This is a genomic window from Streptomyces sp. NPDC012510 (assembly GCF_042955065.1).
GTDB lineage: Bacteria > Actinomycetota > Actinomycetes > Streptomycetales > Streptomycetaceae > Streptomyces.
Genome location: NZ_JBIBEN010000021.1, coordinates 120,292 through 140,278, shown reverse-complemented (window position 1 = coordinate 140,278; position 19,987 = coordinate 120,292). Strand labels below are relative to the sequence as shown.

At 66.5% G+C, this 19,987-nt stretch carries 26 protein-coding genes; 23 read left to right on the top strand and 3 right to left on the bottom strand.

Features of this window, described 5'->3' with window-relative positions; translation table 11 throughout:
• Positions 1-14: 14 nt before the first annotated feature.
• Positions 15-1,382 (bottom strand): hypothetical protein, encoded by a 1,368-nt coding sequence (locus ACFY9I_RS32445; RefSeq protein ID WP_391008042.1) that lies wholly within the window; start codon positions 1,380-1,382, stop codon positions 15-17.
• A 654-nt stretch (positions 1,383-2,036) separates the two neighbouring features.
• On the opposite strand from ACFY9I_RS32445, the gene ACFY9I_RS32440 reads away from it, so the two are divergent.
• The 17 genes from ACFY9I_RS32440 (at position 2,037) to ACFY9I_RS32360 (ending at position 15,027) form a co-directional block, all read left to right on the top strand.
• Complete coding sequence (locus ACFY9I_RS32440; RefSeq protein ID WP_391008040.1) at positions 2,037-2,888, top strand: Scr1 family TA system antitoxin-like transcriptional regulator; 852 nt, start codon at positions 2,037-2,039, stop codon at positions 2,886-2,888.
• Between the two features lie 93 nt (positions 2,889-2,981).
• A complete protein-coding gene (locus ACFY9I_RS32435; protein ID WP_391008038.1) occupies positions 2,982-3,365 on the top strand; it encodes an ATP-binding protein in 384 nt (127 codons plus the stop codon).
• A gap of 179 nt (positions 3,366-3,544) precedes the next feature.
• Complete coding sequence (locus tag ACFY9I_RS32430) at positions 3,545-4,396, top strand: sigma factor-like helix-turn-helix DNA-binding protein (RefSeq protein ID WP_391008036.1); 852 nt, start codon at positions 3,545-3,547, stop codon at positions 4,394-4,396.
• On the top strand, positions 4,393-5,214 hold the full coding sequence (locus ACFY9I_RS32425; RefSeq protein ID WP_391008034.1) for an integrase: 822 nt from the start codon (positions 4,393-4,395) through the stop codon (positions 5,212-5,214). The genes ACFY9I_RS32430 and ACFY9I_RS32425 overlap by 4 nt, the downstream gene beginning before the upstream one ends.
• Positions 5,215-5,394: 180 nt before the next feature.
• Entirely contained in the window at positions 5,395-5,742 is a 348-nt protein-coding gene (locus tag ACFY9I_RS32420; RefSeq protein ID WP_391008033.1) for a hypothetical protein, read from the top strand.
• A 5-nt stretch (positions 5,743-5,747) separates the two neighbouring features.
• Positions 5,748-7,115 carry an FtsK/SpoIIIE domain-containing protein gene (locus ACFY9I_RS32415; RefSeq protein WP_391008031.1) on the top strand — a complete coding sequence of 456 codons (1,368 nt, stop codon included), beginning with the start codon at positions 5,748-5,750 and terminating at the stop codon, positions 7,113-7,115.
• 87 nt (positions 7,116-7,202) lie between these two features.
• Positions 7,203-7,928 carry a DUF2637 domain-containing protein gene (locus tag ACFY9I_RS32410; RefSeq protein ID WP_391008029.1) on the top strand — a complete coding sequence of 242 codons (726 nt, stop codon included), beginning with the start codon at positions 7,203-7,205 and terminating at the stop codon, positions 7,926-7,928.
• Positions 7,929-7,942: 14 nt separating this feature from the next.
• Positions 7,943-8,122, top strand: a complete 180-nt coding sequence (locus ACFY9I_RS32405; RefSeq protein WP_013000710.1) for a mobile element transfer protein — start codon at positions 7,943-7,945, stop codon at positions 8,120-8,122.
• Between the two features lie 16 nt (positions 8,123-8,138).
• Positions 8,139-8,294, top strand: a complete 156-nt coding sequence (locus tag ACFY9I_RS32400; RefSeq protein ID WP_391008027.1) for a hypothetical protein — start codon at positions 8,139-8,141, stop codon at positions 8,292-8,294.
• A 20-nt stretch (positions 8,295-8,314) separates the two neighbouring features.
• Positions 8,315-8,623 (top strand): SpdD-like protein, encoded by a 309-nt coding sequence (locus tag ACFY9I_RS32395; RefSeq protein ID WP_391008025.1) that lies wholly within the window; start codon positions 8,315-8,317, stop codon positions 8,621-8,623.
• 109 nt (positions 8,624-8,732) lie between these two features.
• Entirely contained in the window at positions 8,733-10,100 is a 1,368-nt protein-coding gene (locus ACFY9I_RS32390) for a replication initiator (protein WP_391008023.1), read from the top strand.
• Complete coding sequence (locus ACFY9I_RS32385) at positions 10,100-10,270, top strand: helix-turn-helix domain-containing protein (RefSeq protein WP_391008086.1); 171 nt, start codon at positions 10,100-10,102, stop codon at positions 10,268-10,270. The genes ACFY9I_RS32390 and ACFY9I_RS32385 overlap by 1 nt, the downstream gene beginning before the upstream one ends.
• Positions 10,267-11,673 (top strand): tyrosine-type recombinase/integrase, encoded by a 1,407-nt coding sequence (locus tag ACFY9I_RS32380; RefSeq protein ID WP_391008021.1) that lies wholly within the window; start codon positions 10,267-10,269, stop codon positions 11,671-11,673. The genes ACFY9I_RS32385 and ACFY9I_RS32380 overlap by 4 nt, the downstream gene beginning before the upstream one ends.
• Positions 11,674-12,303: 630 nt before the next feature.
• The gene (locus tag ACFY9I_RS32375) at positions 12,304-12,897 is read left to right on the top strand and encodes a hypothetical protein (protein WP_391008019.1); all 594 of its coding nucleotides are present in this window, start codon (positions 12,304-12,306) and stop codon (positions 12,895-12,897) included.
• Between the two features lie 40 nt (positions 12,898-12,937).
• Complete coding sequence (locus ACFY9I_RS32370; protein WP_391008018.1) at positions 12,938-13,900, top strand: DUF262 domain-containing protein; 963 nt, start codon at positions 12,938-12,940, stop codon at positions 13,898-13,900.
• Positions 13,901-13,999: 99 nt separating this feature from the next.
• A complete protein-coding gene (locus ACFY9I_RS32365) occupies positions 14,000-14,446 on the top strand; it encodes a GntR family transcriptional regulator (RefSeq protein ID WP_391008016.1) in 447 nt (148 codons plus the stop codon).
• Between the two features lie 11 nt (positions 14,447-14,457).
• Complete coding sequence (locus tag ACFY9I_RS32360) at positions 14,458-15,027, top strand: HD domain-containing protein (RefSeq protein ID WP_391008014.1); 570 nt, start codon at positions 14,458-14,460, stop codon at positions 15,025-15,027.
• Here ACFY9I_RS32360 and ACFY9I_RS32355 read toward each other — a convergent pair.
• Positions 15,015-15,488, bottom strand: a complete 474-nt coding sequence (locus tag ACFY9I_RS32355) for an NUDIX domain-containing protein (RefSeq protein ID WP_391008012.1) — start codon at positions 15,486-15,488, stop codon at positions 15,015-15,017. The genes ACFY9I_RS32360 and ACFY9I_RS32355 overlap by 13 nt on opposite strands.
• Positions 15,488-16,255 (bottom strand): helix-turn-helix domain-containing protein, encoded by a 768-nt coding sequence (locus ACFY9I_RS32350; RefSeq protein ID WP_391008010.1) that lies wholly within the window; start codon positions 16,253-16,255, stop codon positions 15,488-15,490. The genes ACFY9I_RS32355 and ACFY9I_RS32350 overlap by 1 nt, the downstream gene beginning before the upstream one ends.
• Positions 16,256-16,857: 602 nt before the next feature.
• On the opposite strand from ACFY9I_RS32350, the gene ACFY9I_RS32345 reads away from it, so the two are divergent.
• Genes ACFY9I_RS32345 through ACFY9I_RS32320 form a run of 6 tightly spaced genes read left to right on the top strand, consistent with a single transcriptional unit; the run spans position 16,858 to position 19,960 of the window.
• Positions 16,858-17,151, top strand: coding sequence for a hypothetical protein (locus ACFY9I_RS32345; RefSeq protein WP_391008008.1), 294 nt, complete (start codon positions 16,858-16,860; stop codon positions 17,149-17,151).
• A complete protein-coding gene (locus ACFY9I_RS32340) occupies positions 17,148-17,600 on the top strand; it encodes a Pycsar system effector family protein (protein ID WP_391008006.1) in 453 nt (150 codons plus the stop codon). The genes ACFY9I_RS32345 and ACFY9I_RS32340 overlap by 4 nt, the downstream gene beginning before the upstream one ends.
• Positions 17,597-17,923, top strand: a complete 327-nt coding sequence (locus ACFY9I_RS32335) for a DUF6303 family protein (RefSeq protein WP_391008005.1) — start codon at positions 17,597-17,599, stop codon at positions 17,921-17,923. The genes ACFY9I_RS32340 and ACFY9I_RS32335 overlap by 4 nt, the downstream gene beginning before the upstream one ends.
• Positions 17,920-18,945, top strand: a complete 1,026-nt coding sequence (locus ACFY9I_RS32330; protein ID WP_391008003.1) for a DUF2637 domain-containing protein — start codon at positions 17,920-17,922, stop codon at positions 18,943-18,945. The genes ACFY9I_RS32335 and ACFY9I_RS32330 overlap by 4 nt, the downstream gene beginning before the upstream one ends.
• Entirely contained in the window at positions 18,942-19,580 is a 639-nt protein-coding gene (locus ACFY9I_RS32325; RefSeq protein ID WP_391008001.1) for a diguanylate cyclase domain-containing protein, read from the top strand. Before ACFY9I_RS32330 ends, ACFY9I_RS32325 begins: the two co-directional genes overlap by 4 nt.
• A complete protein-coding gene (locus ACFY9I_RS32320; RefSeq protein WP_391007999.1) occupies positions 19,580-19,960 on the top strand; it encodes an RRQRL motif-containing zinc-binding protein in 381 nt (126 codons plus the stop codon). The genes ACFY9I_RS32325 and ACFY9I_RS32320 overlap by 1 nt, the downstream gene beginning before the upstream one ends.
• Positions 19,961-19,987: the final 27 nt, after the last annotated feature.

Here is a 19,987-nt window from a genome sequence, read left to right as displayed (position 1 = left end):
CCCCGCAGGTGGTGCTAACTATTCTTTCGGAGCGAAATTACAGTCTCGAATACTTCAGACTTCTTATAGTTCCGCGCCGCCTTGTTAACGGATGTCAGCGTGCGTTTCACAATGTAAGGCTCACGGCTAGTCAGGCCCCACCCACGCAATATGGACTCCTCTACGCAAATGTCCGCCAGTTTCACTGGGACATCCTTGTAGTAGGAATCCTGAACTACCAGGTGCAGCATTCCGCCATTCTTAGTAACACGCGTTACTTCATCCAGGCCGGCAGACAGGTCGTAGAGATACTGCAACACCTGCTTCCGGTAGTACCCGGCGGACGCCTTGCTGGAGTGACTTGTGACATCCTCGATCAGCGTGCGAGCAATTTCCCCTACCTGCAAGGTTGAACTGGGCGTGCTTCTGATCAGAGTTGTCCCCATCAGGGCCGACCTGAGTGTGCGGTCCTTCGTAATGTCATGCCCTAGGATGGCGAGTTCCCTCGTATAGGCAACCGCGTAGTCAATGCGGGTCAAGTACGGCGGAGATGTCAGGACAACGTCTACCGAACTCTCCGACACAGGAAGGGCACTGCTGAGAGCAGTTGCTAGTTGCACTGGGGCGCTGGGTGTCTCGTCTGATGCACCGATGCGAGAAGCGATGAATTCCTGCTGCTGCATCACCAAGGCATCGAAATCTGCCGCTGAAACAGTAACAAGATCATCACTTGACTTGGCTCTCTTTACCCAGGTCGGGTTGCTGCCTTCGAAGGATGACGTGAGTGATCTTATCGAGCGAAAAAGAGCAACGTAGGCCAATCCCGACTTGCCTGAGGGTAGGCGGGATAGGTGATTCGACCACTCGCGGATGCGCTTAACTGATTCAGGGGTAAACCATGCGCACAAGGGATCATCTAGGCCCTCTTGCTCTTCCTCCTTGACCGCTGCGGCCGTAATTAGTACCGGATCCGTCAGGTAGGCATCTACCCTCAGGCGCGCAACGATGTTGGCTACAGGGTTCCTGTCGATCCCGACAGCCCGAAAGCCCTCGTGCTGAGCTGCCAGTGTGGTGGTGCCGCTGCCGTTCCAAGGATCCAGTACAACGGCTGTGTCAGCGATGTCCTGAGAGGCGAGGAGCGCGCGGGCCCAGTCGTAGGCAAACCCTGCGTAGTAAGGGAAGACGTCAGCGAAGCCAGCCGTGTCTTCCGAGGGCCGTTTGGGAGACAGAGCAGATCGCCCTCGCCTACGGTCCAAGGGCGACGCGGCCGGCAGCTCCGGTTGCGTCGCGCGCTGCCGTGTTGGGGTAACGATCTTCTTCTCTTTCCTCGCTGGGCTGGGACACCTGTGATCAGGATAGTAGCGCAGGCAGGTCTGATACCACGCTGAGCTGGGGATGCGCAACTGATAGGTAGGAGTCGTGTTCCCTGCTCCTTGTGTAGGGCTTCAGTCTCGCCCTCTGTCGCTCCAGGCTCAAGACGACGATCAAGCCTCCAGCGTTTACCTACAGCCGTGCAGTCTCACCCTCCTATGCCCGTGCTCCCACCTCAACCCACTAGCTACCCCAGCTTCCCTCCCGTCTGCCGTCGACCCACACATCGTGGAGCGGGCGTGGTTCCTGGCGTCCAGGTGGAGCGCGCCACTGTACGAACGACCTGGACGCCAGGGGCCGCGTCTGCTCGGCTCTGCCTGGGTCGATGGCAGACGGGAAGGAAGCTCCCGATGCACGCCACCAACCGGCTGGCAGTCGCGAACGGCGCCCCTCCATCTCGGAGCCTGAGCGCCCCCGCCGGAGGCTGCTTCGTCAACTGCCATGCTCTGCGCTGATCGACTCATGAACTCAGCACTAGGACATGTGCGCGGCCCGGGCGCCGGCCGGGCTGGAGCGGGGCGGAGACAGGAGCGCAGGCCCGGCCGGGGGCCGGGCCGCGCGCGGTGAGCGGAGCGAGCCGCCTTGAACCAGTAGAGAAAGTTTGAATCACGCGCCAATGGTGGCTTGTTGATCTTGGTCGTTGCTCCTGCGCTGGATGCCGAGCCTCGTGGTGTAGAACCCTTGGTATGGGGAGTGAGCGGCGAGAGCGGATGACTGCGCTTGGGGCGCGACTTCGTGCTCTGCGGGCGGATGCCGGTCTGACGGGTGCTGTTCTGGCGCAGCGAGCCGGTGTTGGGCAACCAACCGTGTCCAAGGTCGAGACCGGGCGGATGGTCCCCAGCTCCGATGTCCTTGACCGGCTCTCTCGGGCCCTGGGCCTCGATGCGGCGACCTCAGGTGAGGTGCGGGAGCTCCTGGCTGCTGTGGAGGCGGCAGTTGATGCGGCTCCGCAGACCGAAGTGAGTGCGCTGCCTGGTGTCGTCCTGGACGATGCGATCCGCGGAGCCCGGCTCGTGCGGTCGTTTCAGTGTGTAGTTCTGCCGGCCATGCTTCAGAGCGCGGAGTACGCCCGTCACGTCTTCGCGAGTGCTCCCGATGCTGACCCCGAGTCCGTTGGTCGTGCCGTCGCTGCTCGCGTGGAGCGCCAGAGTGTCTTGTACGAGCCGGGACGTGAGTCCGTGTTCGTCGTCACCGAGGGTGTGTTGAGGACCTGGCCCGGCACCCCGTCGCTCATGCTCGCCCAGCTTGACCGTCTGCTCGCTGTCGAGAGTCTGACCACCGTGCGGCTCGGAGTGATTCCGTGGGATCGGCCGGTGCCGGTCATGCCTCGGCACGGCTTCACCCTGTGCGATCGGAGCGCAGTCGTCGTGGAGGCGTTCCGGGACGAGCGGGTCTCGGACGACGGGGATGAAGTTGCCTCGTACGAGGAGGCGTTCGGCTCCTTCGAGGGCTCGGCTGTCTTCGGTGGTGAGGTGCGGGAACTGCTGTTGCGGGTGATGAAGGAGTTTCGCGACCTGGCGGACACCGTCACTCCATAGAGGAATAATTCCTCTAGATGCCTTGGTGTGCGGTCGACTCGGGGAATACTCTGCTCTCCGTGCTGTCTAGCCCTCTAGACAAGGAGTCTTCCCATGTTCACCAAGTGGTGCCGCGCCTTCCCTGGGCTGCCGGATCAGGTAGCCGAAGCCCGTCACTTCGTCGCCGCCCTTCTCCAGGAGCGGAGCGTTGCCGATGACGCGGTCCTGATCGTCAGCGAACTCGCGACCAATGCCGTCCGGCACACGCTCAGCGGCTCGGCGGGCGGCTGGTTCCTCGTGGTTGTCGCCTTCCGGGAGGACTGTGTGCGGCTCGAAGTGGTCGACCAGGGCGGCGACCGCGCTCCCCTGATGCGCGATGCGGCCAGCCAGGACCTCGGCGGTCGTGGCTTGGTCCTCGTCTCGGCCTGTGCGAAGGACTGGGGCGTGAAAGATCTGCCGAACGGGCGCGCTGTGTGGGCCGACTTGGTCCGGGATTGAGTGATGGCAGTCGGCGCGGCTCCTGCTGCCCACGACCGCGCCGGTGGTGGCGGGTGAGCCCTCGGGGTGTGCCTCGGCGCAGATCGGGCTTCTACGTGATCGGCGTGCGCTCAGGCCTCCTGCTTCCGCCTTTTCTGTCTAGGGGCCTAGACTTCGGGGGAGTCCTAGGAGGTGAAGGCATGTCGAACGAGTTGCAGCGGATCATGTCCATTGACGATCCGTACCTGCTCCTGCGTGAGGTCACGACCCGGTTGGCCGACGCTCAGCAGGAGGTGACAGAGCTGGCGCGGCTTCGCCGGCGCGTGGTTCAGGACCTCCACGCCCAAGGGCTCTCCTACGCGCAGATCGCCGAGAAAGCCGGTCTGAGCCGTGGTCGGATTCACCAGATCCGCCACACTGGACCAGCCCCCGAAGGTGCCTTCTTCGGTGCGGGCGTCGTCACGGTGGTCACTCCGCTTCGGGCGGACGACGTGAAGAAGCGCACGGTCGTCGCCATGGACGACATGAACTCGGGCAAGCGCCTTGAAGACCTGGCGAAGTCGTACAGCTTCGATGTCGCCACCGGCAACGTGCTCGTGAGCGGTGAAGTCGACCTCAACCGAGACGGCCTGATCGTCGTCTGTGGTCCGGGCATGTCCGAGGACATGCGCGAGCTGTACGCCCAGGACCCGGTTCTCAGCTGGCAGCACGAGGACGGCGAACCCTGGACGCTGCTGGACCGGCGTACCGGCACCGTTCACCGCTCAGGCCAGGACGCCGATCCGGCTCGCCCGCACGATGTGGGGTACCTCGGCCGACTGCCCCGCCCGGACGGCAAGGGTTCGGTACTCGCGATTGCCGGAATCCACACCCAAGGATCCCTCGGCGCCGTTCAGTTGCTGGCTTCGGACCTCAATGCTCTATGGGGGCAGGTGGGGGAGCGTCGGTTCTCCACGCTCGTCGGCGTCGAGTACGACCCGGAGACCAGTGAGCCGCAGTCTGTTGAGCTGATCTGCCCGCTGTACCTGCACGACGAGGAGACCGAGGCGTGAGAGTCGCCCTCGGCTCCCTTCCCTCCGAACCCGGCCGGGAGAACGAGGACTTCGCGGCTATCGCGCCCGGTGCTGCCGTCCTCCTCGACGGCGCCGGGGTAGCGGGCGCTGAGACCGGATGTGTACACAGCATCGCGTGGTTCTCCGGGACCCTGGGGGCGTTGTTGCTGCGTGCAGTCACGGCTCATCCCCGCCGACCGCTCGCCGACTGCTTGGCCGACTCCATCGCCTCGGTGCGAGCGATGCACAGTGACAGTTGCGACCTGACCTATCGGGCGAGTCCGACCAGTACGGTCGTGGTGGTTCGGGCCGGTGACCAGAAGCTGGAATACCTCGTCCTAGGTGATTCCTCCCTTCTGCTCGACGAGCGGCAAGGGGGTTGCGCGGTCATCACTGACCGGCGCCTGGACGAGGTCGGCAAGTCCCTTCGGGGCCCGGTCGACACGTTTCCTACAGGCTCACCCGAACATGCTGCCGCGCTGGCCGAGTACCGCGACGCGCTGACCGGTCTGCGTAACCGGCCGGGCGGCTTCTGGATCGCCGGCCCCGACCCGCGGGCGGCTGAGCATGCACTGACCGGATCCGTGTCGCTCGACTCCGTGGACTCCGTGAGTCTGCTGAGTGACGGGGCCACGCGACTCGTGGACCGCTTCGAACTTGCCGACTGGGCAACGGTGTTGGGCATCCTCAACACGTCCGGGCCGGATGAGCTGATCCGGCTGGTCCGGGATGTCGAGACCGGTGACCCGCACGGTCGGCGCTGGCCGCGCGGCAAAGCCCAGGACGACGCGACGGCCATCCACTGGGTGCTGCCGTAGGGCCGTCCGGGTCTGGCTGTAGCCCTACTCGTATACCCCCCTAGACAGTTGATGGAGCGTCGGGCTACTGTCGCCGTCAACCCCCCTAGACAGTTCGGGTGGGGCCCTCCCTTGCTGTCTAGGGGGGTATCCAGTTCGGGTCGGCGCCGAGAGGTGCCATAAACAAGTGAGGTTCAAAGAATGCGTGTCATCCCCGTAGACACTTCCGCCGCGACGCTGCTGGTCACCAAGCTGCCTGAGACCAAGGTCAAGGACCGGCAGACCGGTGAGGTCGCCGTGGACCCGGTGACCAACGCCCGGCTCATGGTGCTGGAGCTGGTGTTCATCGCGGCGGGCGGCTCCGACATGATCAAGGTGACGGTGCCGGAGCCCGGCATCGGTGACGGTCTGGCCATGGGTACTCCGGTCTTCCTGTCGGGCCTGGTGGCCCGACCCTGGGAGAGCGAGTTCGGCGGCCGAGCCCGCCACGGCATCGCCTACCGGGCCGACGCCGTCATGGTCGGCACCCCGGCACCGGTCCAGGGCTGAGCGCCATGACCGATTCCGTCTGGACACTGGCCCTGGTGCTGCTGGCGCTGGCCGCGCTGCTCGTAATGCGTCGGCGGACGCCGGTCCTGTTCTGGTGGCTCGTCGGGTACCCGGCCGTCACCCTGCGCGTCCTCGTCTCGTACCGGGCGACCATGGATGCCTGCGGCCTGACGGTTCCGGCTTCGGCCGTCCGTCGGGCCACGGCCCGGATGATGGGGAGGGAAGCGGCCCCGGTACCGCCTCGCCGGTCCCTGCCGCGCCCGACCGGGTCCGGTCTCGTGATGCAGTTGCGCATGGCGGCTGGGCAGGCGCCCGAGGACTTCACCGCCTCGGCCGACCGGCTACGGCATGCCTGGGGCGCCCATGCCGTGCACATCCGCCCTACCAAGCCGGGACGGCTCGAACTGCGCCTGATCGGCTGGGACGTGCTCGCCGACGTACGCCCCGCCCGCCGTTGGCGAGGAAATGGACCGCTCACCCTCCCGCTGGCCCTGCGAGAAGACGGTCACTGGCACGTACGGGACTTCCGCACCGTGCCGCACGAACTGATCCTCGGCGCAACGCAGTCCGGCAAGTCCGTATACCTGCGCAACCTGCTGTGCGGGCTCGCCCGGCAACCCGTCGCCCTCGTCGGCATCGACTGCAAATGGGGCGTCGAACTGGCACCGTTCGCACCCCGCCTGTCGGCCCTCGCCGACACCTCGGACCGGGCGAACGACGTCCTTGACGCTCTGCTGGAGGAAATGGAGGCACGGTTCCGGCTCATCGGCCTGTCGAGCGTGGCCGGTCCGGACGCCGTGCTCACCTCCGACGTGTGGGGACTGCCGGACGAAGTGCGGCCGGTGCCGGTCGTGGTCGTCGTCGACGAGGTCGCGGAACTCTTCCTCGCCGCGAGCCGCGACGACGAGAAGCGACGTGACGCCATGGTCACCAAGCTCATCCGTCTCGCCCAGCTCGGCCGCGCGGCCGGCATCTACCTGGAAGTCTGCGGACAGCGCTTCGGCTCCGAACTCGGTAAGGGCGCAACCATGCTGCGCGCTCAGCTCACCGGCCGTGTCTGCCACCGCGTCAACGACGAGACCTCGGCGAACATGGCCCTTGCCGACATCGCCGCCGAAGCGGCATTGGCCGCCACGTCCATCCCGGCCGAGCGACCCGGCGTCGCGATCGTCGGCGACTCCTCCGGCGGCTGGTCCCGCGTCCGCTCGCCTCACCTCACCCTCGACGATGCGGCGGCCATCTGCCGCGACACTTCTGGCCTCGTTCCGGACCTGCCCCGGCTCGCCGCCTTCCGGCCCGCCGTCGCGGTGACGCCCATCGAGTCGACGCCGCCCGCCGTTACCGCACCCGCCGCCCGGCCGGTCACTGAGTAGCCGCACCGCCCCCTCCTCGGTCGGCGTGACCTCCTCACGCCAAGGTCCCTACCCCTCCCATGCCTGAATCCGGAAGGAGACGAGCCGATGCGCGCCCAACTGGCCCGCCTGGACGCAGTCATCATCCAAGCCGTCATCGCGGGCGCCCTGTCCTTCTCCCACCTCCACGACCTCGCCGAAGCGGCCAGGCAAGGCGGCTGGAAGGCGTGGGCCTACCCGATCAGCGTTGACCTCCTCCTGGTCGCCGCCTGGCGCCGGATGCGGGAACAACAGCGGGCCGGACAGCCGTCCGGGGGCCCACGCCTGTGGTTCCTCGTCGCCCTCGCCGCATCCCTCGGCGCCAACGTCGCCACCGCCGGACTCCTCGACCTGGACCACGTACCCGCGTGGCTTCGCGTCGTGGTCGCGGGCTGGCCGGCCGTCGCCTTCTTCGGCGGCACGCTCCTCGCCCACGCACCGCACCCACAAGAGACGCCGGTCCCGGCCTCGTCGACGAAGGGCCCGGACGAGGAACCGCACTCCGCCTCGGGCGCTGTCGAGATGCCCGACCGGAACATGATCTCGGCGCCGTCCACGGGCCCGGACTCCGGCCCCGCCTCAGAAGACACCACTGCCGATCCGGTCACCGCTCCTGTCGCTCCGGCCCCGACGCCCGTTCCCGCCGTTGCGCTCCCTCCGGCCCTCGTCGAACGCGTCCGGGCCCTGGCCGCCGAACACCACACGGCCACCGGCCACCCCGCCGACCCCGACGCCGTACGCACCCGGCTCGGCCTGCCCCCGTCCATGACCGCGTCAGTCGCCGCCCACCTCTGAAAAGGAGTCCCGCCATGCACCGCCGCTTCCGCAACGTCCGCCGTATCGGCCCCGTGAACGTCGCCTCCTACATCGAACGCGGCAAGCACCGTCACCTGGCCGCCTGCACCGCACCGCGCTGCGACTTCTCCGCCGAGTACGACTCCCGCGCCGCCGCCGAACTCGCCGCCCGCACCCACCGCTGCTCGCCCTGACAGGAGACCAACCCCCATGGACGTTCCGCTCTGGCTCGCCCTGCTCTGCGTCGGGGTCCTCGGCGTCAAGCTCATCCGCCCGCCCTGGTGGCTCATCGCCGTGCTGCTCCTCGGCGGCTACCTCATCGCCGCCAGCCTCCTGGCCCCCGTCATCAACTCCCTCGTCAAGTAACCGCGAAAGGGGACCCGCTCATGTTCCGGCCGAAAATCCCGACCATGCCTCAGCCGACCGGCCTGGTCACCCCGCCCGCACTCGTCGAGTCGACCACCGTCACCCCGGCCGCTCAGGCTCCGCAGATGGCTCTCGCTGCCACTTCGGCGCCGTTCCGCCCGGCGGTTCAGCTCACCCCCGGCACCGCGCTCGCCCTCGTCGGCGGCGGTACCGCAGTGGTCCTGATCGTCGGCGCCGTCCTCGTCTCCATGCTTCTCGCCGTCGCCGTCACGGCCACCTCGACCGCCGTCTGCGCCGTCGTCATCCGCTCACTCCTCACCCGCCGCTGACTCAACGGCTCCAGCCATGTCCAGCCTGCTCGCACTGTCTAGCCCCCTGGACGGTACGGAGCGGCGGCAGGCGCATACGACCCCGACCCCTGGCAGGAGGAACCCGAACATGCACCCCCCGGCTCCCCTCGGAGCCATCCGCCATCTGTCCACCCTCGCCCGACACGGCGACCTCGGCGCCTACGCCCGGCAGATCCAGCGCCTCGGCGGCTGCGAGCGGCCCGTACGGATGGAGGGTCACCGGCTCGACGTCCACGCCGCCACGGGTGAGATCGTCCGGGAGGTCGCCGACACGGACCTTCCGGCCGGACAGCTCCTCATCCGCTGCAACAACCGCAGGGCCACCCGCTGCGCGGCCTGCGCCGAGATCTACCGCAAAGACACCTTCCACCTCGTCACGGCCGGCCTCAGCGGCGGCAAGGGCATCGGCCCCACCGTCGCCCAACACCCCCGCATCTTCGCCACCTTCACCGCGCCCTCCTTCGGCCCCGTCCACAACCGCCCTACCAGCGACCGGTGCCGCTGCGGCCAGGCCCATTCGGAGGACGACCCCGCGTTGGGCACCCCACTCGACCCCGACCGGTACGACTACCGCGCGGCCGTTCTGTGGAACGCGCACGCCGGAGCGCTCTGGGCCCGCTTCACCACCTACCTGCGCCAACAACTCGCCTCGCGCGCAGGTCTCACCCGCTCGGAGCTCCGCCACAGCCTCAAGGTCTCCTACGCCAAGGTCGCCGAGTACCAGCGGCGCGGCGCCGTCCACTTCCACGCCGTGATCCGCCTCGATGGCTCGGAAGGCGCCGAGGACACCCCACCGCCCTGGGCCACGACCGAACTCCTCACCGACACCATCCGCACGGCGGCCCGCCTCGCCGAGACCCCCGGCCCCGTCCTCGATGCACGCCCGTACACCTTCCGCTTCGGCAAACAGCTCGATATCCGTCCCATCCGCTCGGCGGACTTCGCTGGCACCTCGGAGCTATCCAGCCGCGCCGTCGCCGCGTACATCGCGAAGTACGCCACCAAGGGCGCCGAGACCGCCGGCACTCTCGACCGCCCCATCCGCAACCCGATCACGGACCTGATCGGCTCCGGCGTCACCGACCACGCCCGACAACTGATCCTCACCTGCTGGCACCTCGGCGCCCGCCCCGAACTCGAAGCCCTCCGCCTGCGCAAGTGGGCCCACATGCTCGGCTTCCGCGGCCACTTCTCCACCAAGTCCCGCGCCTACTCCGTCACCCTCGGCGCCCTCCGCCAGGAACGCGCCGACCACAACGAAGCCCTCACCCGCGAACGCGCGGCCGAAGCGGGTCACCCACTGCCTGACCCGAACAGCGTCCTCGTCCTCTCCCACTGGCGATTCGCTGGGACCGGCCTGACCGCTGCAGAGACCTGGTTCGCCACCTCACGTCGGCCCGACGACGCCTCTGACACGGAAGGAGACTCGGCGTGGACCGCCGACGAGACGAACTGATGACTGTCCCGCAGATCCTCGCCGAGCTGGGCGGAGTCTCCCGCCGCACCTTCTACCGCTGGCGCGAGCTGGGGCAGGCTCCGGAAGCGATCAAGCTTCCGAACGGTGAACTTCGCTTCTGGCGCAGTGACTTCACTGCGTGGCTTCACGGACTCGGGGAGGCGGCGTGAAGTCGCATGACGTGAAGGTGTGGAGCATCCGTAAGCGGCCGTACAAGACGCCGTCCTACGACGTGCGATGGAAGGTCGGCGATGCCCCGCCGTTCTCCGAGACCTTCCGGACGAAGGCGCTCGCCGACAACTTCCGCGCGCAGCTTCTCCGGGCTGCTCAGAAGGGCGAGGCGTTCGACACGGAAACCGGGCTGCCAGACTCCATGGCGCCTGCCAAAGAGTCCCGCACCTGGTACGACTTCGCGCGGGCGTACGTGGCCATGAAGTGGCCGCACGCCGCTCCGAACTCCCGCGACAGTCTGAACGAGACGATGACCCTCGTCACGACTGAACTCCTGGCTGATCGGCCTGGGCGCCCGGCCGACGACATCTTGCGGCGTGCTCTGCGTGGCTGGGCCTTCGTCGTCCAGGCCGGGGACGAGGGCGAGCCCCCGGTGGACATCGCGAACGCTCTTCGCTGGGTGGCCAAAGCCTCGCTGCCGCTGGTCACGCTCAAGAATCCGGCGGACATCCGCCGTGTCCTCGACTCGCTCAAGCTCAGGCTTTCCGGGGATCCGGCGGCTGCCGAGACGGTGCGGCGAAAGCGAGCGGTCCTCTTCAACGCTCTCACCTACGCGGTCGAACTGGGGGAGCTGCCTGAGAACCCCGTGACCCTCGTGAAGTGGAAGCTGCCCAAGGTCACCAAGGAGGTGGACCGCCGGGTTGTGGTGAACCCTCAGCAAGCCCGGGACCTCCTCGCTGCCGTCTCGTACGTGGGCGGCTACCGCCGGGCACGTGGACGCCGCCTCGTCGCCCTCTTCGCCTGTATGTACTTCGGTGGGCTGCGGCCGGCGGAAGCCGTGGGTCTGCGACGCCCGGACTGCACCTTGCCGGAGGCGGGTTGGGGTTCGCTGATCCTGGAGAAGACCCGCCCCACCGTTGGAAAGCGCTGGACCGGAACCGGGGAAGTTCACGACAACCGTGGCCTCAAGAACCGCCCCGCGAACGAAACCCGCATCGTCCCGATCCCGCCTCGCCTCGTCCGCATACTCCTCACTCACATCAAGGAGTTCGGCACCGCCAAGGACGGGCGGATGTTCGCCAACGAACGCGGGGGAGTGGTCGCCTCCACCACCTACTGGCGCGTCTGGGACGAGGCTCGACACCTGGCGCTCACGCCCGAGCAGGTGGCCTCGCCGTTGGCCGCTCGACCGTACGACCTGCGGCACGCCGCGCTCTCCTCCTGGCTCAACGCTGGTGTGGACCCCACCGAGGTAGCGGAGCGCGCGGGCAACAGCGTCGAAGTGCTCCTGAGCCGGTACGCCAAGTGCCTCGACGGTCGACAGGACGTCGCCAATCGGCGGATCGCCGAACTCCTCGGCGAGGACGACGACCAGGAGGACGGGCCCGGCACCGGGCCCTGATCCACGCGCTCCTCACGCACACCTGCGGCATGATGGCCCCTGGACTCAGGTCCAGGGGCCTCGGCATTTTCCGGGGCTGACCTGCGGATTCGTGCTCTGCGGCCAGTCCACACATAGTCCACAGCACCCGACATGCGGCCGCTCCGAGCGGCATACGGCTGCACATACGCGAAGACCCCGTTCTCAGCTAAAGCGCTGATGGCGGGGTCTTTGGGCACCTCATACAAGGTGCCCCCGGCAGGATTCGAACCTGCGCACACGGCTCCGGAGAGCATGTCAAGGAGGAGCCGCATATGGCTCTGACCTGGGCATTCATCGGGCGAAGATCTAAATCTGAGTGCTTTCTATCGCATACCATGCGCGGAGGGTCTGGGCCGGCTGGAGGTAGGCGGGTGCCAGAGCTGTGACGGCGGGTTCGGGCAGATGGTTCGCTGAGAACCCGACCAGCCCGAAGGTCTACCGCGGGCTGCTCTGATCGCTGCGGCCCCCAAGGTAGAGCATGGTCATGACATCATCGGTTTGCCTCGAGCTCACCACCGATCGGCGACTCGGCCATCATCATTACGAAGAACTTGCCGACCCGGTAGCGTACGAGGGTGCGGGCGTTCTTTCGAGAGGGGCAGGGGGCCTGTGGGGGAAGAAGAGGCGCTACTTCGCGTTGAGCAATTCAAGGAGAAACTATCTTCCGAGTCCAGCGACAGACGAGTGGTTGACGCAAATATTTTGCACGGAAGCTGCTTCGCTATCCAGGATGATGTGCACTACTCCCTAAAAGAGGAGATTGCAACTGAATTCTCGTTGAAAGTGCACCAGGATATTTTCGTCGTAGGGTCGGCGAAGCTCGGATTTAGTATATCTCCAAAAAAGCGGTACAGGTTGTTCGGCGACACATCGGACATCGATATTGCGATTGTCAGCCACGACCTTTACGAGCGAGTCTGGCATGAAACTCACGAGTATATGGAGTCCGGTGCTTACTGGCATAGTAGGCGAGATTTTGAGAAGTATCTAGCCTGGGGTTGGATCCGTCCGGATAAGCTGCCTGGTGGTCCGACCTTTAAATTCACCGATACCTGGTGGAACTTCTTTAGGTCTCTCCAGCAAAGCCGCCGATACGGGCCGTATAAGATTGCGGCGGCCGTCTATCATGACATGTCGTTTCTTGCTAAGTATCAGATGGGCGCGGTAGCGGCCTGTCGGGGCGACGAGAAGGGGAAAGAATAGAATGCAAACGTCGGCCACAAATAAGCGCCTCCGTATGCTCTTGACGGGCATCAGGGACGGCACATTGGTCCCTAATCCGCATTTCCAGAGGCGCCTCGTCTGGTCAAATGCCCACAAGGTTGCTTTTCTGCGTACCGTTCTGGACGGATTGCCATTTCCTGAGATCTTCATTTCGGCGGGAGAGGTCGACCCGGAGACGGGTGATGGCACTGAACTAATCGTTGATGGGCAGCAAAGGATTACCACGCTTTACGAGTATTTCACTGGTTCACCGCTTATTCGGACCGGCCAGGGAGGTGTCGCGCCGTACAAGGAGCTGGAGAACGCGCAGAAGGTCTCTTTCTTGGAGTATGAGGTGGTTGTTCGAGACCTAGGTCCTCTCACCGAGGCAGAGACCATGGAAATTTTCCATAGGATCAATTCCACGAACTATTCACTGAATGCTATGGAGGTGAACAACTCTCGCTTCGATGGTGCCCTGAAAAGGTTCGCCCAAAGTGTGGCGGAGAAAAATTTCTTCTACGAACACAGGGTTTTCTCCTCGTTGGACGGTCGTCGCATGAACGACGTGCGGTTCGCGCTCACCCTCGTGATTTCGTGCATCTCGGGCTACTTTAACCGGGATGACAGTCACGAGGAATTCTTGGAGCGCTTCAATGATGAATTTGAGTACGAAGGCGAGGTGAGTGCAGGAATTGATTCCGTCATCCGCTTCGTGGAAGAGTGTGACTTTCCGCATAAATCGCGAGTCTGGCAGAAGTCCGATTTGCTAACGCTGCTCGTCGAGTTGTATCAGATTCTAATCGTTGAATCGGCAAAGCTCGATACTTATGCGGTATCTCGTAGGATCCAGGCGTTCTACGAGGAAGTGGAAAATGTGACACGAATTCCCGATCCTGCAGCCGATGCTGCCGAGTATTATCGCCGGGTGAGGTCGGGAATTAACGATCGAATCAGTAGGATCAATCGTGGCGAAGCACTTCGAGGCCGGATTCTAGGCTAGATGCCTGCGCCGCCTTGAGGGGACGCTCCGCTGTCGTGAGCGGGCGTCCAAGTGGGATGCTGGAGTACCCAAGCAAGTGAGTGGTGTAGAGGAGGACGTGTGCCGCAGGCCAGTCCGCGGGGAACGTACTTGCAGGTCTCTGAGTCGCTGCGTCATCAGATTCAGAGGGGAGACGGCGGCGATGCGTTGCCGTCGGAGGCTGCCCTTATGCGCACTTACAGCGTCTCGCGCAACACCGTTCGCCGTGCTCTCAAGGTGCTTGAGGCCGACGGTGTGATTGCGTCTGCCCCGGGTGTTGGATGGCGTGTCGTCCAGGGCGGCGACCGTCGCACCCTCGCTCAACGAATGACCGACGTGATCACGGAAGATTCGCTATCCGTGGGCGACGTTTACCCCTCCGAAGCGAAACTCTGTGAGCGGTTCGGCTCCTCCCGCACCGCCGTGCGTCGCGTCCTTGCCCAGATGGAGGGGAGTGGCCTGCTTGCCACGGTTCATGGCAAGGGGCGAACCGTGCGCGCTCTCCCGGCGACGACCATCCGGCCGTAGTCTTGGCCGCCATGGGACTGACTGAGTGGGCGTACTCGCTCTCCGAATCGCTGCTGTCCGATCCGCTCCCGCGTCGATGGGAGCATTCGCTGGGGGTCGCCAAGCGCGCTCGCTCCTTGGGCCCGGTCATGGGCGACGATGCTGAGTTGCTGGAAGCCGCCGCAGTGCTGCATGACATCGGGTACTCGCCGGCCATCGCCACCACCGGCTTTCACCCGCTGGACGGTGCGCGGTTCCTCCGAGACCAGGAAAAGGCAGACGGGCGGGTCGTTCGTCTCGTGGCTCACCACTCCTGTGCCCTGCTGGAAGCCGAGGAGCGCGGACTGAGGCAGGAGCTTGAGGGGGAGTTCGAGCTAGAGCGTCGGGACCTGGTCGACGCCCTGCTGTTCTGCGACATGACGACGACGCCCGACGGGACGCAGACAACGCCGGCCGAGCGGCTGGACGAGATCGTGCAGCGGTACGGTCCAGACACGATCGTCGGGCGGTTCATTAAGCGCGCGGCCCCCGAGATCCATGCAGCGTCGAAGCGTGTTGAGGACCGGTTGGCGCAGGTCTCTGCCGACAGTCAGCCGATGTAGGGCTCTCGCCGCGAGTCGTCGAGACCGTGGCGGATGCGCAGCATCATCGACGGGTGGATGTCCAGTCCGTCAAGGTCCGCTGGGTCAACCCAGCGGACCTCTTTTGACTCGCTGCTCGTACGCAGGGAACCGCCGATGGGGTGGGCTCGGAAGCAGATGGAGAACTGTTGCCGGACCTCTCCGTCGTCGTACGCCAGCACGTGTTCAGGGTCGGTGTAGAGCCCCACGATGCTGTCTACCTCAACGTCAATGCCGGTCTCTTCCGCGACCTCCCGGACGACGGTGTCACCTATGTGCTCGCCGATGTCGTGGCCACCACCGGGCAGTGCCCACAGATCGTTGTCTGTCTTGTGGATGAGCAGCAACAGCCCCGCGTCGTCTCGGACGACCGCGGTGACCGAGGGCACCACGGAGTTGGCCTGAGGGGCGTTCGGGTCGCGGAAGTAGTCGATGCGGCTCATCAGGCAATGCCTTCCCAATCGGCAGGTGAAGAGATCGGGCGGGCTGATTCCCAGGTCTTCTCAACGCTCTCAGCGTAGGCGTCGAAGAGTTCACCGCCGGGCACGCGCCGCAGGTGCAGCACGGGGGCCATGTAGGCGCCGACGCCGTAGAGGTGCCCGTTCGTCAGCATCTCGTCATCGGCCCGGTAGATCGAGTTGTAGAGGGTCGTACCGTGCAGGCGGAACTCCACCCCGGGGAGGCCGAAGAGCGGACCGTAGTTGATGAGGGCGTTCCGGATCTTGCCTGCCATCGCCGCGCCGATCCCTTCGTCCTCGCCCCGCACCGCCACGGCCGGCGACGTTGGCTCACCCAGCATGAAGCGGATGGGCACTCCGTCGGCTGACTTCTCCTTCACGATCCGGTGGAACGTCGCGTCTTCCGTGAGCCAGAACCCGGAGTACACCAACAGGTCAAACTGACGGGTCGACTTGGAGTAGAGGTTCGTCCAGAGGGTTTGCATCACGACGGACCGGTGGGGATAAAGCCTGACCAACTCCGCGTTGCCGGACGCGGTGACCTCGGCTGATGTGCGTTCGTCCGGCCAGAGGTACGACACTTCGCACTTCAGAAGCGAAGCTGTCGCGTACTGAAAGCGGCGGTATGGCTTGCGCTCAGGCTCGTTGATCCATCGCTCGACCGTCTTGGCCGCGACCCCGAGCCGCTGGGCGACCTCATCGAGCGTCAGGCCCAAGTCCACTATCGCGCCGCGCAGTCGCTCGTTCGCCACGTCCAACCTCCGCCTTGATGGGACGACTTGGTACGACTTCACGGTAGCCAAGGACGACCCGAGCCGTACATCCGCGAAGTCGAACGTCGGCGGCGCCGACGCCAGGCTGTAGGTACATCGAGCGCGAGGGGCTCGCAGACATCAAACGCCGAAGGGCTTGACGGAGCGAACCTCTCTCTGCAAGATGAGGAACACGTAATACATGTTCCTCTTGCTTGGTTGAGTCAGCGAACCGAGCGAGCGCACGACCAGGAGCCCCGCGTTGGACGGGGGGAGGGCACCGGACAGTCGTCTGTTTCAGGCGATCCCTTGGCAGTCCGGATGGCAGACCGAAAGGTCAGGTCTCTGCCTACAACGGGGCCCTAGCGAGCTGTTCCTTGATCCGGCAGCCGCGTCCCCGAACGAGACCACTCATCCACCGCAGTTGTCTGCGGCCGGTTGCCTCCTCCGCTCGTCTCGTACGAGCGGAGCTGAGGGGAGCCGGAACAGCTCTTTCAGAGCTCCACCCCGCCGCCATCGCGCCCCGGGGCTTCTCCGGGGCGGTCGCCTCTCGCCAAAGACCGCGACTGCCCCGGCATCCCTTCGATGTCAGGAGAACCGCCATGCGTACGTACATCGGCCGTCAACAGGCCGTTTCTGCCGACGACTTCGCGGAACTCGCGCTCGGCACCCCGGTTGAGCTGTGGCTCGGGGTCGAGGGCGAGACGGACGAAGAGCGCGCGGCCCGCCAGGACGCGGCGCGCGACATCCTCGCCGAGAACCCCGGTCTGCCGGACGACGTGGCCCGCATCGCCGCCGAGGTGATCGAGGCGCACGCCCCGGAGCTGTTCAACGTCGTCCCGCTGATCCGCCCGGCCGGCCGCCGTCGGCCCTCCCGGAAGGGAGCGGCGGCATGAGCGGCCCGGACACCAACGCCCTGCTCGCCGCCGCGCATGCGGAGGTGAAGGCGGAGATCACACGGACCGACACCAAGACCGGTCTGCTGCTGGCGTTCGTCGGCGCGGTGTTCGCCGGCGCCTGGACTGTTGCCCGTGACCTGCCGATGAACGTGCCTGCCTACGTGGCGGGCGGGCTCGGCATGGCGGTCCTGGTCGCGGCGGCCGGTCTGCTGCTGCGGTCGGTGCGGCCGAACATCAAGGGGCGGCACGGCTTCCCGCTGTGGGCCACCTTGACCCCCGAGCAGATCAGCGATGCCGTCTCCCGTGATCTGGCTGCCGACATTGCGGGTCTGTCCCGCCTCGCGGTCGTCAAGTTCACCTGCCTGCGTCGCGCGGTCGACGTGACCTGTGCAGGCGGCGCCCTGCTCATCCTGGCTTCCCTGCTCGCGGTCGGGGGTGCGCGATGAACGGGCGGGTGCTGCGGGCGCAGATCACGATGCGGTGCTGCGGCACGACGGCCCCCGAGCCGACCGCCGGGCCGTGCTGGCAGCTCTTCGTCGCGATGACCGGCCTGGTCAGTGACTGGCCCGTCTTCACGTGGCCGACGTCGCTGCAGGCCCCGACGTTCGAAGAGCGCGCGGCGGCGCTCGCCTCGCTCGGCTTCACGCTCGCCGAGGACGCCGCATGGGAATGGTGCGAGGACACCACCCCGGAGTACCACCCGCACCCGGTGCGTGTGGTGCTGATGGCCGCGGCTCAGATCCGGCCGCTGGACGGGGGTGCGGCATGACCAGCACTGAGACGACACAGACCGTCGAACGTCCGGCGGTGCCGCCGCTGACGAAGCCGGAGATGGGGCTCGCCGGAGTCGGCGCGCTGGCCGCGGCCGGAGTCGGCGCGCTCGGTCTGATCGCTTCCTTCGACGCGGTGTCGGCCGCCGCTGCTCGCTGGGGGTTCGGTGAGCCGTGGATGCTGCCGGTCGGTATCGACGTGGCCATTCCGGTGTTCACCGTGGCCAACTTGTTGTTGATCCGGATGGACATGGCGCTGGCGTGGGTGCGGTTCGTGCCCTGGGTGCTCACCCTGGTGACCTGCGGGCTCAACGTCGCCGCCGGACAGGACGTGTGGGCGAAGGTGGCTCACGGCACGATGCCGCTGCTGTGGGTGGTGTTTTCCGAGATCGGCGCGCACATCTACGCCGTCCGGATCGGTGCCGCAACGGGCCGCCGCATGGAGAAGATCAGGTTCTCTCGCTGGCTGCTGGCGCCGGTGTCGACGTTCGCGTTGTGGCGGCGCATGACGCTGTGGGAGGTCACCTCCTATGGTGTGGCGCTGGCCTGCGAGCGGGAGCGGCTGCTGTCCCGTGCGGACCTGCACGAGCGGTACGGCTGGAAGTGGCGGTGGAAGACACCACGGCGCGACCGCGTGATGCTGCGCATGGGCGAGTTGGCCCCCGCCGGCGACGACGTGCCGGGCAAACCGGAGCCGGAGCCGAAGCCGGAGCAGGTACCCGAGAAGCCGCAGCGCACGGCGCCGAAGCCGTCGCGCAAGCGGCAGCCGACGAGCAAGACCAAGACGGTGCAGCGCACGTTCGCCGAACTGCTCGCCGAAGCACGCAGGGTCACGGCCGACTGGAACGACGCCGCGATCAACGCCGAGGTGCTGCGCAAGGAACTGCACTGCGGCTCCCGTCACGCCCGGCAGGTGCGTGACGCCCTGCTCGCCGAGCGGGCTGACGGGCGCGCGCTGCACCCCGTCACCACTCCCGACGCCACATCGTCCGGCGACAGCGTCGAGGGGGTGGCCGCGTGAACACCCTGGCCACGGTCCTGCTGTCCGCGCTGCCTCTGGCCTCTGGTTGGGCGGTGCATGTGTGGTGGCTGCGAGGCTGCCTCAACACCGCCCGGCGTGACCCGCTCACCGGGTTACGCACCCGCGACGGCTTCACCCACCGCGCCACGGCCCTGCTCAGGGACCCGCGCGCGGTCGTGGTGCTCGCCGACGTCGACAAGTTCAAGCACATCAACGACACCTACGGGCACTCGGCCGGGGACGCCCTGTTGAAGGCGACCGCCGACCGTCTCGCCCACCACGTCGGCCCGGCCGGGGTCGCCGGACGGCTCGGGGGCGACGAGTTCGCCGCCGTGGTCATCGACGACCACGGCACCGCCGGGGATCTGCTCGCCGTGCTCGCCCGGCCGGTCGACGGCCAGGACCCGGCCGTACGCACTACGGTCTCGCTCGGCTGGGTCCGCGCCGCCGACTTCCCCGCCGATGACCTGTCCGGGCTGCTGCGTCGGGCGGATGAGGCGATGTACGCGGCCAAACAGGCCCGTGCCGGAACTCGTCGCGCCGGGCTCGGCTGGCTGTTCGCCACGGTCGCCGGACGCCGTGCCGGCCGAACTGGCGCCCGCAAGGATGCCCCGATCGTCGGGGTGGCCGCCTGATGTCCCCGTCCTACGGCAAGTGCTACGACCCGACCGGCAGCCAGTTCGGCATCCCCACCTACCCGTGGCGCTACGCCCCCGACGGGCTTGCCACGCGCCGCCAACTGCGCGCCCGCGGCTTACGTCCGGGCGGTCAGCCGATCGCGGCTCAGGTGCTGCGCCCGCGCTACCGGCGCGGACCGCTGGTCGCCTACCTCTACCGCGTCGACCGCGCCAAGCCCGTCCGGCCGATGACGCCCGGCAAGCGGGCCGCGCTCGCCAAGGCGATGTGCGCCCGCCGCACCTGCCCGCAGTGCCGCACCGACGCGGGATACGTCATCCCCACCTCGCTCGGCATGTGCGTGCCCTGCGCCTACCCCGAGGAACAGCGCGCCGCCTGACCTACAGGCTGTCGAAGAAGTTCAGGA

Bases quoted from the DNA above. Each gene is read 5' to 3' on its own strand.
- ACFY9I_RS32340 (WP_391008006.1), top strand. From the start codon at position 17,148: ATGAGCGGCCCGGACACCAACGCCCTGCTCGCCGCCGCGCATGCGGAG.
- ACFY9I_RS32415 (WP_391008031.1), top strand. From the start codon at position 5,748: ATGACCGATTCCGTCTGGACACTGGCCCTGGTGCTGCTGGCGCTGGCC.
- ACFY9I_RS32405 (WP_013000710.1), top strand. From the start codon at position 7,943: ATGCACCGCCGCTTCCGCAACGTCCGCCGTATCGGCCCCGTGAACGTC.
- ACFY9I_RS32390 (WP_391008023.1), top strand. From the start codon at position 8,733: ATGCACCCCCCGGCTCCCCTCGGAGCCATCCGCCATCTGTCCACCCTC.
- ACFY9I_RS32430 (WP_391008036.1), top strand. From the start codon at position 3,545: ATGTCGAACGAGTTGCAGCGGATCATGTCCATTGACGATCCGTACCTG.
- ACFY9I_RS32435 (WP_391008038.1), top strand. From the start codon at position 2,982: ATGTTCACCAAGTGGTGCCGCGCCTTCCCTGGGCTGCCGGATCAGGTA.
- ACFY9I_RS32330 (WP_391008003.1), top strand. From the start codon at position 17,920: ATGACCAGCACTGAGACGACACAGACCGTCGAACGTCCGGCGGTGCCG.
- ACFY9I_RS32410 (WP_391008029.1), top strand. From the start codon at position 7,203: ATGCGCGCCCAACTGGCCCGCCTGGACGCAGTCATCATCCAAGCCGTC.
- ACFY9I_RS32355 (WP_391008012.1), bottom strand. From the start codon at position 15,488: ATGAGCCGCATCGACTACTTCCGCGACCCGAACGCCCCTCAGGCCAAC.
- ACFY9I_RS32385 (WP_391008086.1), top strand. From the start codon at position 10,100: ATGACTGTCCCGCAGATCCTCGCCGAGCTGGGCGGAGTCTCCCGCCGC.
- ACFY9I_RS32320 (WP_391007999.1), top strand. From the start codon at position 19,580: ATGTCCCCGTCCTACGGCAAGTGCTACGACCCGACCGGCAGCCAGTTC.
- ACFY9I_RS32420 (WP_391008033.1), top strand. From the start codon at position 5,395: ATGCGTGTCATCCCCGTAGACACTTCCGCCGCGACGCTGCTGGTCACC.
- ACFY9I_RS32395 (WP_391008025.1), top strand. From the start codon at position 8,315: ATGTTCCGGCCGAAAATCCCGACCATGCCTCAGCCGACCGGCCTGGTC.
- ACFY9I_RS32335 (WP_391008005.1), top strand. From the start codon at position 17,597: ATGAACGGGCGGGTGCTGCGGGCGCAGATCACGATGCGGTGCTGCGGC.
- ACFY9I_RS32360 (WP_391008014.1), top strand. From the start codon at position 14,458: ATGGGACTGACTGAGTGGGCGTACTCGCTCTCCGAATCGCTGCTGTCC.
- ACFY9I_RS32400 (WP_391008027.1), top strand. From the start codon at position 8,139: ATGGACGTTCCGCTCTGGCTCGCCCTGCTCTGCGTCGGGGTCCTCGGC.
- ACFY9I_RS32440 (WP_391008040.1), top strand. From the start codon at position 2,037: ATGGGGAGTGAGCGGCGAGAGCGGATGACTGCGCTTGGGGCGCGACTT.
- ACFY9I_RS32345 (WP_391008008.1), top strand. From the start codon at position 16,858: ATGCGTACGTACATCGGCCGTCAACAGGCCGTTTCTGCCGACGACTTC.